This window comes from Streptococcus sanguinis SK1 = NCTC 7863, from assembly GCF_000194945.1.
GTDB lineage: Bacteria > Bacillota > Bacilli > Lactobacillales > Streptococcaceae > Streptococcus > Streptococcus sanguinis.
In genome coordinates, this window is record NZ_GL878509.1 from 188352 (window position 1) to 204207 (window position 15856).

A 15856-nucleotide genomic window follows, 5' to 3' on the forward strand; every position below is an offset into this window, starting at 1 on the left:
GCTATATAGAGCAGATCTTCTATTTTTTTATAATCCCTCTGACTTCAAAGCGTCTGCCAAGCGAGCAAATTCCTCTAAACTCAGAGCTTCTCCCCGAACACTTGGAGATAACTCCGCTCGTTCTAAAGCTGCTGTCAGTTTGCCTTTAGTCTCCTCAGACTTCCCAAAACAACTGGTCAGGTTATTCCAGAGAGTTTTCCTGCGGTGGACAAAACTGGCCTTGGAGACCTTGAAAAAGAATTTCTCATCCTGAACCTCAGCTGCCGGCTGCTCTCTGCGCACCATCTTGAGAATAGCCGAATCCACATTAGGCGCTGGCACAAAGACTGTCCTCGGCACGATAAAGGCAACCTTGGCCGTCATGTAATACTGCACCGCAATCGACAAACTACCATAAGCCTTGGTATTCGGCTGAGCCGAAATCCGATCGGCCACTTCTTTTTGCATCATAACGACAAACTCACTAAAAGGAATCCCGCTCTCAATCAAATGCATGAGAATCGGTGTTGTGATGTAGTAGGGCAGATTTGCCACTACCTTGATAGGCAGGTCTGGATTCTTAAACTCTGCTATGTACTGGGCCAGATCAACCTTGAGAATATCCTGATTGACCACTGTCACATTGTCAAAATCGCGCAGAGTATCCGCCAAAATCGGCACCAGCCGATCATCAATCTCAAAGGCCATGACCTCCACGGCACTTTCGGCCAAAAATTCCGTCAAAGCCCCAATACCAGGACCAATTTCGATGACATTGACCTTTTTGTCAATCTCAGCTGTGTCCACAATCTTCTGGAGGATGTTCGTATCCGTCAGGAAATTCTGACCGAAAGATTTTTTAAAGGTGAAACCGTGACGCTCCAGAATGGCACGGGTTACACTATGGTCTGCAATACGCATCTTTTCTCTTTTCTAATTCGTTATTCGTTATTTTTTAAGGAGGTCATTTGCTCAAGCAAGGTGTAGAGTTTTTTCTGCTCTTCTTCCTCGTAAGCAGATGCATTAGCCTTAACTTCTCTGCATTTCTCGTCATACAAAAATCCTTCATAGCCATCTTCTGTAGATAAAGCTATATAGACTTTCGCCATTTCTTCAGGACTAATCGAAAATCTCGACTTAATTTTATACAGATTTTTCATAAAAGCGCTGAGGTGATCATAGCGGCGCATATCAACTTTGACATTGGTCACACGGATTGCCTGAATTTTGATACCTTTCCAATATTTCCGCATATAAAGCGACAGCATCAACAAAGCCAGTTTATTCTGATAATAGGTCTTAGCAGGGCTGTAATGTTTTTGACCAGATAAATTTTCAAAATCAAGCTTCATGAAAGGATAAAGCACTAGCCCTTGGGAAGAAATATTAATAATCCGACCACTCTCTGACTTTTCCAACAAGTCTTTCAATAAGGAAGAAAGCAAGAATGGAGCGCCCACATTGGTCGCAAATTGTTTTTCCAATCCGTCTTTGGTAATCACAGGACTTTTGATTGATAAATCAAAATCAGCCGCATTGTTAATTAAAACATCTAAAGTCACTTCTTTTTGGATATACTGCTCCACTGCTTTCCTGACACTCTTCATCTCAGATAAATCAACCAAGATGTAATCTACATGCGGATTTCCTGTTTGTTGACGGATTTTTTCACAGGCTTGCTCAGCAGCTTCTTTTCGCCGGCAAAATAAGGTCACTGACCACCCCTTTTCAGCTAACTGTTTAGCAGCCTGGTAGCCAATCCCACTATTACCGCCCGTAATAATTACTTTTTTCATTCCTTACTCCGTTAGACTGAATACCTCTCCATCACTTCTTCCACTTCCGCCAAAGTCACCCCAAACAATTCCAAGCGTTTAAGCAGTTGCTTGCCGTTAGAATAGCCGATACGGAGCTGCTCTCCCAGATACTCTCGGCGCTGACGGCTGTCGCTTCCCATAAGCAGACCTAGTCGCACAAGATCGCCTTTGGTGATGTCAAAATTATCCTCATCATCGAAATATCCGACCAACCCAGCTAACGCCTGCTGTAAATTCTCAAATGAAGCGTGTTCCACTCCAAGCGATTTACCCTTGTTCTTAGACTTGGGAGCCGCCTCATCACGGCGGAGAAAGGCATGCTGAGCAGTTGGCACAGCCTCCATAATCATTCGACGGATACGCTCACCGTTGTAGTCTGGATCGGTAAAGACAATAACCCCACGCAGCTGGTGCAGTTTCTCTATCCGCTCTAGGTCTTCTTCATTGATAGCGGAGCCTCTCGTCTCGTAAGTGTCAACTTGGTAAAATCGCTGAAGGTTAGCTGTATCATCCTTGCCCTCCACGACGATTACCTGAGGGATTTTTATCTTCTCAGTCAAGCCCAAACACCTTCTTTGCATTGTCATAGGTCGCTTGCGCTACTTCTTCGACCGTCAACCCACGCAGCTCAGCAATTTTCTCTACAACATAGCGGGTATAGGCTGTTTTGTTTTCTCGGCCACGCTTGGGAACAGGTGCTAGATAAGGCGCATCCGTCTCGACGAGGATTTTGTCCAAAGGCAGGTTCTGCGCTGACTCCTGAATATCCGTCGCTTTCTTAAAGGTCACAACTCCAGAAAAGGAAATCATCATCCCTAACTCGATAAAGCGCTCTGCCATTTCCAAAGAACCCGAATAAGAGTGCATAATAGCGCCTCGAGGACCTACACCTTCACTCTTGATAGTCTCATAGGTATCCTCCAATGCGTCACGTGTGTGAACGACAAAGGGCAGGTTCAGCTCTTTAGAGAGCTGGATTTGGCGTCGAAACACCCGCTCCTGAACATCCTTGGGCGCGGTCATCCAGTGATAGTCCAGCCCAATCTCGCCCAGAGCCAGCACCTTGGGGTGACGAAGCTTGTCCAGCAGATAGGCTTCCACCGCCTCATCATAAGTCCCAGCCTCAGTCGGATGCCAGCCAATCGTAGCATAAAGCTGATCATAGCTGTCGGCCAACTCCAAGGCGCGCTCAATGGTCGGCCGATCAAAACCGACAATATTTATTTTGCTGACGCCCATTTCTGCAGCCAGCTGCAGCTCCTCTGCCTCTCGACCAGCAAATTCTTCCACATTTAAATGCGTGTGTGTATCAAAAATCTTCATGGCTTACTTCCTTGTCTTTCCTGTCCTTTATTATATCAAAAATGACCTAAAAAATCAGAAGTCGCTTCAAAGCAGAAAAATAAGATAGCTGCCATTCAACAGCCATCCGAATCCGCCTTCAAGTTATCCATTGGAATAATTAAGCAGAAAGACAATGCCAGCATTAACACAAGAGGGAGGAGAATATAAATAACCCCCAAACTGCTGGCAAGAGCTATCAACAGCATGGATAAAACACTCGGAACAGCCATGCTAAATAGATTAATAGCTGACTGTATGGCTCCCATGGACTCTTCTGGTATTAGGCTGAAGACAGATTTCTGCAGTCTTGGACTCAGCAAACCGACTGTAACTGAGCAAGCAAAGCTTGCTATCAGTATAAGTAAAAAATTTTGCCAGAAAAAACCGCAAAGAATAAAACCTTCACATACTTGGCTACTATACATAGCAAGCTTCGTCGAAAGTTTTTTCAGCAAACTGCCACTCAAAATATTTCCTAAGATCAGACCAGCGGAACTTAGAACAATTAACACGGCAATGGACTGACCAACCTGCAAATTCCAAAAAGGCCTTTTCAGCAACAAAAGAGTCGCTACTGGCGTCAGAATGTTCAGAGTGACCTGTCCAAAGGTTGAAACCAATAACAACCTCACAACATTTTTCAATCCCAGTAAGACTTTAAGAGAATCCAATAAATGCTGCCAATAATTTTCTCTATTTAGCTCCTTGGCACTGCTGAGCTCCGGTTCTAAATCCTGTAAGCTTTTACTAATATGCCAAAAACCAAGGTAAGCTAGTAAGAATGTCAGAGCATTTAGTCCTGCCAAAGCTCCAATACTCATCCAAGCGATGAGAAAACCGCCAGCTAGATTCCCCAAAATATGAACCAGACTCATACTAGCCTGCCGAAAGCCCATAGCAGAGGTCATATCTTGCTCAATCACCTTTACATAAACCGGCGTCAGCATGGCACCTGAAAAATAACTCAGACTATCCGACAGAAAGTTAATCAAGCAAATCACAAGCAAAATCAAGAAAGAGAAATCTTGTCCAAGCAACAAAAACGTTACCAAGCTATATAAGAGCACCTTACTAAACTGTATAAGCAGGTATTTATGAATACGATCCTTCTGAAAGTCCGCTGCAACTCCAGTAAAAACTTGAATTAACTGAGGCAGCGTTTCAGAAAGAGAAATCAATAAAACCGCAATTGGAGCAAAGGAGTAAGCAGAAACATAGTTCATCAAAGCCAAATAAAAAACAATGTCTCCAAAACCTGAAATCCATTGATTGATGAGCAACTGGCGAAAATTTTTGTTTTTTGCAAAAACAATCATACGACATCTCCTTTACTCTTGTTAGATTTTTGTTTAACAAATCATAACAATTAATTAGTCAATTGTCAAATTTTTGTTAGATTATTATTTTACAAAAAGAAGGCCTAGAATGAATCCAGGTCTTCTTAAACTATGTTAGGTCCTGTTTGAACTTCTCTATAATCTTTCGAATCAGTTCTTTATTGACCGTGTACTTAACCGAATCATCATCCACCACAAGCTCCAGCAAGCCAGAATTTAGGAGCTTCTGCGTATGGAATGAGATAGAGGCTCTTGTAAGCCCCAGTTTTTTAGCTATATCTTTATTCTTGGCATGCGGTTGAATCAATTCAATCAAGACTTTATAGCGGGTTTCATCACCAAGAGTTTTTAAGGTCAGAGCCAATGTTTCATCGTTAAGCTCTGATTCCGCCTTTGATAACTGGGAACTTCTCGTCGAAAGGACTAAGGAATAGGAAGTGAAATCAGGAACCTTTTCGAGAAAAGAATCAATAAACATGGGTGACAGAACAAAGACTTGAGTGTCCTTTTCAAGAAGCTTGGCATTCTGCTCTTCATCATCCATCACATCAGATAGGCTAAATTCTTGTTCAAAAGCTAGAACTTCCTGCTCAAACTGCTCATAAATAGGCTGATAGAGCTCGAACACTCTTTCCAGCAAGGAAACTAATTGATCCCGAAGCTTCTCTGGATACTGAATAGCTTGGTACCAGTACCATTTATTTTCCGGAGACTTGTCACTATTCTCTATAAAATCCAGCAGATCTTCAGGATATCCCTTGGTAACTCCCCCTTTAGAAAGCTTAAGTGATAAGCAATAGATGATTTGCTCTGCGTCTAGTTTTTTCAGACATTCTAACAAGTCATGCAAATTGGCCGGATCTTCTCCTTTTTCTAGCAAGTAGAGGTAGAGGAGCGGAGCCAGTCCCACTGTAGCTCCTTCGAACAAACTAACCGCAACAAGCTCGCTTTTCAAAGGAAGTAAATCCTGATAAAGCTTATCATAGTGCGGCTGTACATCAAGAAGCAGCTCCTTTTGATTCTGCCGTAAATCCTTCCACATATGTTTATCTTCCCTTGAAACGATGGCAGGCACCATAAGAAATTCATATAACTTACTACGATAATGAACAAGCTTTACACCCACAGACTCTTCCCTCCTTACACATACTCCGCTTCTGACCAGAAATAGTATACAATTCCTGTTTTTCATTATACCAAAAATCAAGCAAAATATTCATCGTCTTCTAATCTGTTCATCTCCTGACAATAAATCCATCTTTATAAAATAAGAGATTTTTAGAAACTTTCATCTAGTCCTTAAGACCGATTTTATCTTTTTTCGATATTTTCTTATTGATTATCGATAATATTCGTGTTATAGTTACTAAGAAATGAAACGTTAGTCGGAGGAAATTATGACAGACAAAATGAAAAAGACTGCTGAAGATATGAGCATCACTCTTACAAAAATCAGTATCAGCCTTTTATTTATTGCTTCCATTATCCTGATAGCCCTAGGACCTTGGGTCGTCAACCTAGTTATCGAATTTCCCTCTCCTTTCTTTCAAGGGGAGACGCGCTTTTGGCTATTGCTGCTGCTCGGCTATGTCCTAGGCTGCCTGGCTCTGGCCTGCATTGTCCATCTCTATCGACTCCTTAGCCGCATTGGTAAAAATCAGGTCTTTATCACACAAAATGTTCAGTACATGCGCTATCTTGGCTGGGAAGTGGGCACTGTCGCTCTTATCTCCCTATTTATGGGACTGACAGCTTACTTGCCCATGCTCTTAGTCACTGTTTCTTGCAGTATATTGACCCTGATTATCCGCGTCATCCGCAATGCCTTTGGCAAGGCCATTGAGCTGCAGGATCAAGTGGACTACACTATTTAGGAGGTCTTATGATTCAGATAAATTTAGACCTTGTCATGGCGCAAAAGCGCATCAGTGCTGGCCGTTTAGCAGAGTTGATTGACCTAACACCAGCCAATCTATCTATCCTAAAAAATAATCGAGCCAAGGCTGTCCGCTTTTCAACACTCAACGCTCTCTGCCGTGAACTAGACTGCCAGCCTGGCGATATTTTGGAGTATATCCCTGACGATGAGGAGGAGAAATAATTATGGAATATCCAGCACAAGATCAGATGAATGTCCAGCCTTGTCTGCCCGCAGAAGCAGAACGACAGACCATCTTCACAGGCCTAGAGGACAAGCAACTGCGATTCTTTAAAATCAGCTATCTAATCCTCTATCTTTTAACCTACTTTTACTCTGCTGTATTTTTTAATTATCAAACTGCACCCTTTTTCCCGTTTGCAATCGGCCTTATATTATTAAGCGAGGCCTTAATCAGGAAATTGGCCTATCCATCTCTGCAGATAAAAAATCTTGACAGCAGATTAGAGGCTAGAAGCTTTCTAATCATGACGTTAGCCCAAGCCCTAGCTTTAAGTCTCTGGGGGCTTCATCGCCAGCTAGAATTGTTCCAATTTCTAGCCATCCACATCTCATTCGCCTTCTATATTCTGTCCCACACAGGCTGGTTAAGCCAAGGGCGTTTGGGTATCCTAGTCTGGTTTGACACCATTCAAGCCTTCTGCATCCTGCCCTTTAAAAATTTCATTGCTGCTATTCTAGTCTTTATAGAAGGCAAGCAGCAGGACTCTTCTGACAGCTCTGACAGTCTGTCTTCAAAGAAATCCCAACAGCTCGTGATTATCGTCAGCAGCTTCTTTGTTGCAGGAATCTTGGTCTACTTTGTCTGGTCCCAGCTAAGTCAGGTTTCAGACAGCTTTGCTTCTTTCTTCAGCAATACCGCTGATGTTATTGAAAATCTCCTTGACTCCCTCTTTTCAAGTCTTGATAGCAGCATGATTGTCTTCAAGGCCTGCCTGGCTGTTCCTGTCAGTCTATACTTGTATGGCCTCCTAGCCGGCAGTCTGTTAGGCAAAAAAGATACTAAACTTAGCTACAAAAAATTCCAAGCAAGCATCCGCCCTTTGCGAGTAGCACCCGCTTTCGCAGCCTACATTATCATCGGCAGCCTCTGCCTGACCTATGCTCTCTTCTTCCTGACGGGTCTGGGTGAGCTCGGTCAGCTCCTAAGCGCCGGAACAATAGCTCAGGCTATTTCTCCCCAGAATGCTTCAACTGTTGCCGTAGCTGGCTTCTGGCAGCTGGTTCGGGTCTCTATCCTTAACTTTGCAGTCCTAGGTGTCTTCTATCTGATTGCCAAAAAGCCACTCTGGGACCAGAAAGGGACGCGATTCGCAGCTACTATCCTCTTTATCTTTACCGGTCTGCTGGCTTTACTAGCTGGCTGGAAATTATTTGGCATCTACATCTACCTTTACGGACCAACACCGCTGCGCTTGATTTCAGCTTGGTTCATCCTAGTTCTCTTAGTCTGGTGCCTACTGACCTTGATTCGTTTCTACAAACCTATCCAAGCCATTCGCATCGGTATCTTTTATGCCCTGATAAGCTTTACCTTGCTCTGCTATCTTTATCCAATGCTTTTACCAGTAGCAAAATAAGCAACTGTGCTTAACTATACACAAAAAACCAGAAAGAAAATCAATTTCTTTCTGGTTTTTTTCTCTTTTTATATCATTTACCGGCATTCGATAATAGACCGCTCATTCTTCTAACTCAAAGGAAAAATAATTATATTCTAAAATCACACGTCAGCAAATGATCATTAACCATGCCAATGGACTGCATAAAGGCATATATGGTCGTAGAACCAACAAAAGAAAAACCTTTCTTTTTGAGTTCTTTACTAATTTTATCGGATAGATCCGTTCGAGAGGGCACCTCTTCAATACTAGACCATGAATTAAGAATCGGTTCATTATTTACAAAAGACCAAATATAAGAATCCAAACTACCATATTCTTCTTTTAATTTTAAATAGGCCTTAGCATTTTTTATAACTGCCTTTATTTTCAGCCTATTTCGTATCACTCTTTGATCACTAAGCAATTCTTCAATCTTCTGCTCGTCATAGTTGGAGAGTATTTCAGGATTGAAGTTTTCATAAGCCTCTGTCATAGCATCCATTTTTGACAAAATAGTTTGCCAGCTCAAGCCCGCCTGCTGACCTTCCAAAATCAACATTTTAAAGAGTTTATGCTCGTCATGAACAGGTCGCCCCCAGTCATGGTCATGATAATTTCTCTCAAGCTCACTATTTTCAGCCCAATCGCATCTTTTTATCTCAACCATCTATTTTCTCCTTATAGTTTGATTTTCTCAACTTGATTATTATCTAAGACCAAGAAAGCATCAGAAAAAGAGACTTCAAAAAGTTGCAAGGAGTTGCTATGCTGCTCAATAATATCTTGATAATAAGGATACTTCTGAATAAAAACGCTTTTTATATCCTCAATAGAAAGCTGGCTTTCTTTGACTCTCCCTTGAATCCGGACATACCTCCCATCACCTTTCGGGACTGTTGTAAGAGCTATACGATTATTGATTGCCAACTCTTGGATTTTATGACTATTTTTAAATGAGATAAAGAACAATTTCTTCATCTCCTCATCATAGTAAAAATTGACAATTCTTACATTTGGGATATCCTTTACAGAAGTAGCTAGAGCCATTTCTGTCTGTTCTGCCAATAAGGCCTTAAAATATTGATTCATATTTGACTCCTTTATTATTTTCTCTAAAACTAGTATAATATAAAAAGGTATCATTTTTTGAAACTATTTAATAAAAATATGGAGTTTCTCATGAATAAATCTCAAAGAATTAACGATATGCTTATTTTTCTCAATAAGAAAAGACAATTCAACCTAAAAGATATTATGAATCGATATCATATTTCAAAAAGCACTGCCCTTCGTGATATTGCCAGCCTTGAAACGCTGGGAATTCCAATTTATTCTGACTTGGGCCGGAATGGCAGTTATAAAATTCTTAGCAACGACTTGTTATCTCCTATTATTTTCTCCATAGATGAAATTTCTGCCTTGTATTTTTCCATGCTGACTCTGGAAAACTACAATATGTGCCCTTTTGATATTGACCTGCAAAAATTAAAAGAAAAATTTGAAAACTCGATTTCAGAACAGCAGTTAAGCAAGATCACAAAAATTGAGAAAATCCTTCAACCAGAAGTCAGAAAGACAATCAACAATTCTCAGTTGCGAATAATTCTTGATATTTTATTGCACAGGCAGGAAGAATTTTTTCCAATTAAGTATGAACAGCAGTCTCTTCTGGTTCAATTTATCAAACTATTTAGCCTCAAAGGAGATTGGTATGCAGAGGTCATAAACAAAGACACTGGCCAAAAAAGGGAACTTCCCTGCCAGTCTATTGACTTTTACCCATAAATTTAAGACAAAAAAACCAGCGGTCTCGAGTCTCCGCTGGTTTCTTGATGAATCGTTTGGATTAAGCAGCCAAAACTTTGCGTCCTTTACGACGGCGAGCTGCCAATACACGACGACCGTTTTTAGTTGACATACGATGGCGGAAACCATGTTTACGCGCACGACGGATTTTACTTGGTTGATAAGTACGTTTCACGATGAATACCTCCTCTTAGATTCTTGTATTCGTTTAGCCGGCTAGTTGTGATCAGTTACTAAACATACTTTACTATTCTATATGATTCTAAGCCTTTTGTCAATACTTACTTAAATAACTTTCTCTTTGTAAACGTAATCATATGGTCCGAGTCGCCTCATAAAAGGGAATCAAAGCTGTCATGGCCTCCTGCAGCTGGGAAAGCACTTGCTCTCTTGAAGCAGCCTGAGAAAGGGGAATATCGTATTTAATCAAGACCTTACGAACCTGACCGACCGCTAGCTGCTGAGTAAGGAGCTGGCGATTTTCCTCTGTTCCTTCAAAACGCTGACTCACACCATCTATCTGAGCAAAATAGTAAGCTGGCGACTGAATAGGCAACTCCAAGACCCGATTTTGCTTGCTGAGGCTGTGCTCATCTTTCTTGCGCTCCATGAAGCTCACCTCCAGCGATACCCCAAAATCTTCTGCAGTTCCATACAAGCGCAGAGCAAACATCGGTTCTGTGATTTCTCCATAGCCTTTAAGATAATTCCAAAAATGGGGCCGCAGTATCTGTGCCTGATTCATCCACTGGCTGGTTCGCTCCAAGGTCAGCTTAGGATAGAGGCTCTGAAAATCCTTGACCAAATCCGCAAATTCCTTGCGTGCCGCCTGGCCCTTAGCTCTTAGCTCCAACATAGACTCACGCAACTGCTCTGCCTTGTCTGGAGATATATACTTAGCCCCTTGATGAGGCAGATAACTTTCAATAGCTGGAAAAAGTGACATAAAAAATCCTTTCTATATTCAAAAACCAGCATCTCTGCTGGCTTTCTTTTTATTCGCTGTCAATATCCACGACGACATAGCGGTTAGGCTCGTCGCCTTCGGAATAGCTAGTCACGCCATCGATGCGAGAGATGATGCGGTGGATAATTTTGCGCTCGCTGTTAGACATAGGGTCAGTGTGCTGACCGCGTCGGTCTTCCAAGGCCCGCTGAGCTAGTTTCTGCGCATAGCTTTGCAGCACTTCTGCTCGATGTTCAACATAGTCATTGACATTAATGGAAATATAGAAGCTCTTCGAATATTGGTTATAAAGATAGTTTTGTGCCAATAGCTGCAGAGCTTTCAAGACTTTTCCGTGGTAGCCAATCACGCGCCCCGGTTCATTAGTATCAATCTGCATGTTGATAGTTCGGCGGTTGTGGCTGCTGGAAATGCCCGCTTCAACATCCATCTCATCAACGATTTTCTGAACATAGTTCGTTACATTCTCAACTACTTCTTCAATATCGTAGTCAGCTTCGACTTGGATGCCTAAGTCAGCAAAAGAGCTTTCTTCTGTTTCTGTCGGCTCAGCCTTGTCTTTAGCTGCTTGTTCAAAAGAGATAACCTTGCTATCGTCCGCTTCTGCTTGAGCAACTGCCTCATCAATAGCTTGGTTGGTCTTGAGAAGATCAATGGTGCCTGTCTCTTCTAAAATCGTATTGGCTTGCTTGTCATTTTTGAGAATTTCAGCCTTGACCTCATCTGAGATAACTTCTCCTTCTCCTTCGACCTTCTTGATGGCAGCTACCACACGGCCCAAATCAACCGTTGCTTCACTGACAGACTGCACAGGCTCATTCTGAGCGTTAATCTCTTCGGGAACACCTTTTACAGCCTTTTGATTGGCCTTGACAACTGTCGTCTCAGCAATCGGCTCGACATCCACCTGAGCTGGCTTCTTGCCAAACAAGCCTAAAAAGCCTTTTTTCTCACGTGAAATAACAGTGATATGCGCTCTCATACGTGGAATATCCAACGTTTTCAAACCATTTTGAATGGCTTCTTCAACACTTGCTCCTGTAAAAATAACCATTGCAAGAGTCCTCCTTCTTACTTACTTTTTCTTTTTCTGTGCTTTTTTCAGGGCACGTTTCTTTTTCTGTTCCAATTGACGCTCTGACCGTTCCTTGGCTTCCCGCTCGGCAATGATTTTAAAAGGATTGCTCAGCAGCAAGGTCTGAACCACCTGATAAGCATTGGAGACCGCCCAGTAGAGGGCTACCCCGCTCGCCGCATAAAGGGCAAAAAAGAAAATCATCACTGGCATTAGGTACATCATGACTGTCATCCCGCCATTTCTCTCAGGCAAGGCTTTATTTGAAAGCCACGTACTGAAGAAAGTGAAGAGAGCCGCCAACAGCGGAAGAATAAAGGTCGGATCTGTCGCTCCTAGATTGAGCCAGAGGAAGTGACCTGTTTTCATAAAATCAACCCGAGTCAGGGCTTGAAACAGAGCCAAGAGCACTGGCATCTGGATAAAGAGCGGAATGAATGAGGCATAAGGATTGACACCCATTTCTTTGTAGAGCTTTTGAGTTTCCTCAGCCAAGGCTGTTCTGCTCTCCATGTCCTTACCAGGATACTTTTCCTGCAGTTGCTTGATATGCGGCTGTACTTCCTGCAGCTTGCGCGAAGAAGTCGTCTGGAATTGGAAGACTGGCAGGAGAACTGTCCGGATAATCAAGGTAAAGAGAATAATCCCAATCCCCTTGCTTCCACCAAAGGATAGAAAACGAATGGTGTCGGCAAAGAAATAGACCAGCTTCTCCCAAAAGCCATTTGAATCGGCCGTTACTTGACTGGTGCCGCAGGCTGTGAGAAAGAGCAGCGAGGCAACCAGCAAAATCCCTAATTTACTTTTCTGTTTCACAAATGAATCCTTCCTGATAAAGTTTAGCAATCTTTAATACATGCAATAAATTTTGTTCAACTTGGTGGTAGTCCAACTCTTCCACTCCTTTGCGAGCAATAACTACGAAGTCTGCCTGGACTAGATGTTTTTGATGCTGCATCAAGACATGGCGGATTTTTCTTTTAATACGATTACGAACTACTGCATTCCCCAACTTTTTACTGACGGAAATTCCTACTCGAAAATGCTTTTGCTCTTTTTCTAACATGTAAACGACAAATTTTCGATTAGCAAAACTCTGTCCACTTTTAAAAATCGCATTAAAATCTTTTTCGCTCTTGACGCGATAGTTTTTTCTCAAAACTCAACTCCATCCACCAAAATTATATCTATTATACCATATTTTTCGAAAATGCCAATAAGTCCTGCTATGACGCCGTTTTTGCAAATATTTAAAAGGTCGATTCACCAAAAGAACACCGCAATTCCCTTGCGATGTTCCCTATATCTTATTTCTTTTCCAGCTGTTTCTTAGCTCTTTCCAACTCCTGACGAATCTGTGCAAATCCTGTCCCGCCAAGGGAATTCCGCTTTTGTACAGCCGTTTGTGATTCGAGCGCTTGATAAATATCTTCCTCAATCAGTGATGACACTTCTTGATAGCGGCTCAGCGGAATATCCTGTAGATAATAGCCTGCCTTGCTGCATTCCAGCACCAACTTTCCGACAATCTCATGGGCTTCCCGGAAAGGCAGTCCTTTCTTGGCCAGATAGTCAGCCAATTCTGTCGCATTGGAGAAGTCTTGCTGGGTTGAAACCAGCATTTTTTCCTTATTGACTGTCATACTAGACAGCATACCCGCCATAATATCCAGCGATTTTTGGATAGTATCTACTGTATCGAACATGCCTTCCTTGTCTTCCTGCAGGTCCTTATTATAGGCCAAGGGCAGGGATTTCATAACCGTCAGAAGACTGAGGAGATGGCCATAGACCCGGCCGCTCTTACCCCGAATCAGCTCCGCCATGTCCGGATTTTTCTTTTGCGGCATAATGGATGATCCTGTACTAAAGGTGTCTGACAGACTGACAAAGCCATATTCATAGCTGCACCAGTTAATCAGCTCCTCGCAGAGACGAGACAGATGCATGATGAGCATGCTGCTGTTAGATAGAAACTCCAAGATAAAATCTCGATCACTGACCGCATCCAAAGAATTGTGGTAAATGCCTTTGAAGCCCAATAAATCAGCCGTCAGCTCCCTATCAATTGGAAACGTTGTCCCCGCCAGAGCCGCTGCTCCTAAAGGAGATAAATCCGTATGCTCCAGATTAAAGGCAAAGCGCTGACTATCCCGGCTGAACATCTGATAATAGGCCAGTAGATGATGGGCAAAGCTAATCGGCTGGGCATGCTGCAGATGGGTATAGCCTGGCATGATAGTCTCTACATGCTCCTCAGCCAAGTCCAGCAGCACCTGACGCAGATTCAAGAGTTTATCCGCAATCTGGCCGAGCTGATCCTTGAGATAGAGGTGCATATCTGTCGCCACCTGGTCATTACGGGAGCGAGCCGTATGAAGCTTGCCAGCCACTGGCCCAATCTCCTCGGTCAGAAGAGCCTCCATATTCATATGAATATCTTCATTACGCACATCAAACTCAAGCTCTCCAGCCTGATAACGTACCAGCAGCTTTTCTAGGCCTGCCTGAATAGCAGCTGCTTCCTCTGGAGCAATGATTCCCGTCTGTCCCAGCATTTTGACATGGGCTAGGCTGCCCTGCAGATCATAAGGAGCCAGACGATAGTCAAATCCGATGCTGGCACCAAACTCCTCTACCCAGCCTTCCAGAGAGGCTTCAAAACGTCCGCCCCACAGTTTATGATTCACCATAGGAAAGCCCCTTTCTATTTGTCCTTGTGAGCCTGAACCTCTGCGTGAACCTTAGATGGAAGACCCCATAGCTTGATAAAGCCAATCGCGGCATCCTGGTCAAAGGTATCTGCACTGGTATAGGTGGCCAGACTTTCATCGTAGAGAGAATTATCAGACTTACGTGCCACGACTGTCGCAGCCCCCTTATAAAGCTTCACTTTAGCTGTTCCATTAACCACCTGCTGAGTGGACTTGAGATAGGCAATCAGAGCTTCTGTCGCTGGATTAAACCAAAGGCCATTGTAGATGAGATTGGACAGTTCATTTTCGATAATCGGCTTAAAATGAGCCAATTCTCTAACTAAAGTCAGATCCTCGATTTCCTTGTGGGCAGCCAAGAGAGTCACCGCCCCAGGGCATTCATAGATTTCCCGAGACTTAATCCCCACCAGACGGTTTTCCACATGGTCAATCCGCCCAACACCGTGTTGTCCAGCTAGGTCATTGAGCTCAAGAATCAAGTCCGCCAGCTTCATCTTTTTGCCATCTAAAGCAACTGGCACGCCCGCCTCAAAATCAATATTTACATAGACTGGACTGTCTGGCGCTGCTTCTGGTGCAACCGTCAAATCATAGGCGTCTTCAGGTGCTTCATTCCAAGGATTTTCTAATACTCCGCACTCATTGGCCCGCCCCCAAAGGTTTTGGTCAACTGAGTAGGGGCTGTCCAGATCTGCTGGAATTGGCACACCATTAGCTTTAGCGTAATTAATCTCTTCTTCCCGAGACCATTTCCACTCCCGAACCGGAGCAATCACCTTGAGCTTGGGATCTAAGGAGGCGATAGCGACTTCAAAACGTACCTGATCGTTTCCTTTTCCGGTACAGCCATGGGCAATGGTTGTCGCCCCCGTCTTGTGGGCAATTTCAACCAATTTCTTAGAAATCAAAGGTCGGCTCAGAGCGGACACTAGAGGATATTTTCGTTCGTAGAAGGTGTGTCCTTGCAGAGCAACCAAGACGTAGTCTTCCGCAAACTCGTCTTTAACATCAATAACATGTGATTCGATAGCGCCTACTTTCAGCGCCTTGTCATGAATGAAATCCAAATCATTTCCTTCACCTACGTCCATACAGACCGCGATCACATCATAATCCTTGTTCAGCCAAGTAATGGCCACCGAAGTGTCCAAGCCACCGGAATATGCTAAAATGACTTTCTCTTTAACCATATGATTACCTCTATCCTTCTACATTTTATTTTTAAACATTCTACTGTATGAAAATGCGAATGTCAAGAGAAATTTTAATAT

19 protein-coding genes are annotated in these 15856 nt (G+C 43.0%); 4 read left to right on the forward strand and 15 right to left on the reverse strand.

The window, feature by feature from the left end; all coding sequences use genetic code 11:
• Positions 1–27 precede the first annotated feature (27 nt).
• From rsmA to HMPREF9378_RS02815, 6 genes are all read right to left on the reverse strand, one after another.
• Positions 28–900, reverse strand: coding sequence for a 16S rRNA (adenine(1518)-N(6)/adenine(1519)-N(6))-dimethyltransferase RsmA (rsmA, locus tag HMPREF9378_RS02840; RefSeq protein WP_002902187.1), 873 nt, complete (start codon positions 898–900; stop codon positions 28–30).
• 20 nt (positions 901–920) lie between these two features.
• Positions 921–1775, reverse strand: a complete 855-nt coding sequence (locus HMPREF9378_RS02835) for an SDR family NAD(P)-dependent oxidoreductase (RefSeq protein WP_002902186.1) — start codon at positions 1773–1775, stop codon at positions 921–923.
• 11 nt (positions 1776–1786) lie between these two features.
• The gene (rnmV, locus tag HMPREF9378_RS02830; protein ID WP_002902185.1) at positions 1787–2356 is read right to left on the reverse strand and encodes a ribonuclease M5; all 570 of its coding nucleotides are present in this window, start codon (positions 2354–2356) and stop codon (positions 1787–1789) included.
• Positions 2349–3119, reverse strand: coding sequence for a TatD family hydrolase (locus HMPREF9378_RS02825; protein ID WP_002902184.1), 771 nt, complete (start codon positions 3117–3119; stop codon positions 2349–2351). The genes rnmV and HMPREF9378_RS02825 overlap by 8 nt, the downstream gene beginning before the upstream one ends.
• A gap of 95 nt (positions 3120–3214) precedes the next feature.
• Positions 3215–4456, reverse strand: coding sequence for an MFS transporter (locus HMPREF9378_RS02820; protein ID WP_002902183.1), 1242 nt, complete (start codon positions 4454–4456; stop codon positions 3215–3217).
• 130 nt (positions 4457–4586) lie between these two features.
• Positions 4587–5669 (reverse strand): ArsR/SmtB family transcription factor, encoded by a 1083-nt coding sequence (locus HMPREF9378_RS02815; protein ID WP_002914099.1) that lies wholly within the window; start codon positions 5667–5669, stop codon positions 4587–4589.
• A 205-nt stretch (positions 5670–5874) separates the two neighbouring features.
• On the opposite strand from HMPREF9378_RS02815, the gene HMPREF9378_RS02810 reads away from it, so the two are divergent.
• Genes HMPREF9378_RS02810 through HMPREF9378_RS02800 form a run of 3 tightly spaced genes read left to right on the forward strand, consistent with a single transcriptional unit; the run spans position 5875 to position 7996 of the window.
• Entirely contained in the window at positions 5875–6351 is a 477-nt protein-coding gene (locus HMPREF9378_RS02810) for a DUF2975 domain-containing protein (RefSeq protein WP_002914100.1), read from the forward strand.
• Positions 6352–6359: 8 nt separating this feature from the next.
• Positions 6360–6578: a helix-turn-helix domain-containing protein gene (locus HMPREF9378_RS02805; RefSeq protein WP_002899126.1), complete on the forward strand. Its 219-nt coding sequence runs from the start codon at positions 6360–6362 to the stop codon at positions 6576–6578.
• Between the two features lie 2 nt (positions 6579–6580).
• A complete protein-coding gene (locus HMPREF9378_RS02800; protein WP_002914101.1) occupies positions 6581–7996 on the forward strand; it encodes a DUF4153 domain-containing protein in 1416 nt (471 codons plus the stop codon).
• 130 nt (positions 7997–8126) lie between these two features.
• Here HMPREF9378_RS02800 and HMPREF9378_RS02795 read toward each other — a convergent pair whose 3' ends face one another.
• Together HMPREF9378_RS02795 and HMPREF9378_RS02790 are read right to left on the reverse strand one after the other, a co-directional pair.
• The gene (locus HMPREF9378_RS02795) at positions 8127–8687 is read right to left on the reverse strand and encodes a DNA-3-methyladenine glycosylase I (protein WP_002902173.1); all 561 of its coding nucleotides are present in this window, start codon (positions 8685–8687) and stop codon (positions 8127–8129) included.
• An 11-nt stretch (positions 8688–8698) separates the two neighbouring features.
• Positions 8699–9163: a pyridoxamine 5'-phosphate oxidase family protein gene (locus HMPREF9378_RS02790; protein WP_002902171.1), complete on the reverse strand. Its 465-nt coding sequence runs from the start codon at positions 9161–9163 to the stop codon at positions 8699–8701.
• A 24-nt stretch (positions 9164–9187) separates the two neighbouring features.
• On the opposite strand from HMPREF9378_RS02790, the gene HMPREF9378_RS02785 reads away from it, so the two are divergent.
• The gene (locus tag HMPREF9378_RS02785) at positions 9188–9805 is read left to right on the forward strand and encodes a helix-turn-helix transcriptional regulator (protein ID WP_002902170.1); all 618 of its coding nucleotides are present in this window, start codon (positions 9188–9190) and stop codon (positions 9803–9805) included.
• A 61-nt stretch (positions 9806–9866) separates the two neighbouring features.
• Here the strand turns inward: HMPREF9378_RS02785 and rpmH are convergent, their stop codons facing one another.
• The 7 genes from rpmH to HMPREF9378_RS02755 all read right to left on the reverse strand — a co-directional run bounded on the left by rpmH (position 9867) and on the right by HMPREF9378_RS02755 (position 15775).
• The gene (gene rpmH / locus HMPREF9378_RS11330; protein WP_002893904.1) at positions 9867–10001 is read right to left on the reverse strand and encodes a 50S ribosomal protein L34; all 135 of its coding nucleotides are present in this window, start codon (positions 9999–10001) and stop codon (positions 9867–9869) included.
• A gap of 138 nt (positions 10002–10139) precedes the next feature.
• Positions 10140–10772 (reverse strand): hypothetical protein, encoded by a 633-nt coding sequence (locus HMPREF9378_RS02780; RefSeq protein WP_002902167.1) that lies wholly within the window; start codon positions 10770–10772, stop codon positions 10140–10142.
• Positions 10773–10821: 49 nt separating this feature from the next.
• On the reverse strand, positions 10822–11847 hold the full coding sequence (gene jag / locus HMPREF9378_RS02775) for an RNA-binding cell elongation regulator Jag/EloR (protein ID WP_002893912.1): 1026 nt from the start codon (positions 11845–11847) through the stop codon (positions 10822–10824).
• Positions 11848–11868: 21 nt separating this feature from the next.
• On the reverse strand, positions 11869–12684 hold the full coding sequence (locus HMPREF9378_RS02770; RefSeq protein ID WP_002914103.1) for a YidC/Oxa1 family membrane protein insertase: 816 nt from the start codon (positions 12682–12684) through the stop codon (positions 11869–11871).
• A complete protein-coding gene (rnpA, locus tag HMPREF9378_RS02765) occupies positions 12668–13027 on the reverse strand; it encodes a ribonuclease P protein component (RefSeq protein ID WP_002893914.1) in 360 nt (119 codons plus the stop codon). The genes HMPREF9378_RS02770 and rnpA overlap by 17 nt, the downstream gene beginning before the upstream one ends.
• A 148-nt stretch (positions 13028–13175) precedes the next feature.
• A complete protein-coding gene (gene argH / locus HMPREF9378_RS02760) occupies positions 13176–14561 on the reverse strand; it encodes an argininosuccinate lyase (protein ID WP_002902164.1) in 1386 nt (461 codons plus the stop codon).
• 14 nt (positions 14562–14575) lie between these two features.
• Complete coding sequence (locus HMPREF9378_RS02755; RefSeq protein WP_002902161.1) at positions 14576–15775, reverse strand: argininosuccinate synthase; 1200 nt, start codon at positions 15773–15775, stop codon at positions 14576–14578.
• Positions 15776–15856 lie beyond the last annotated feature (81 nt).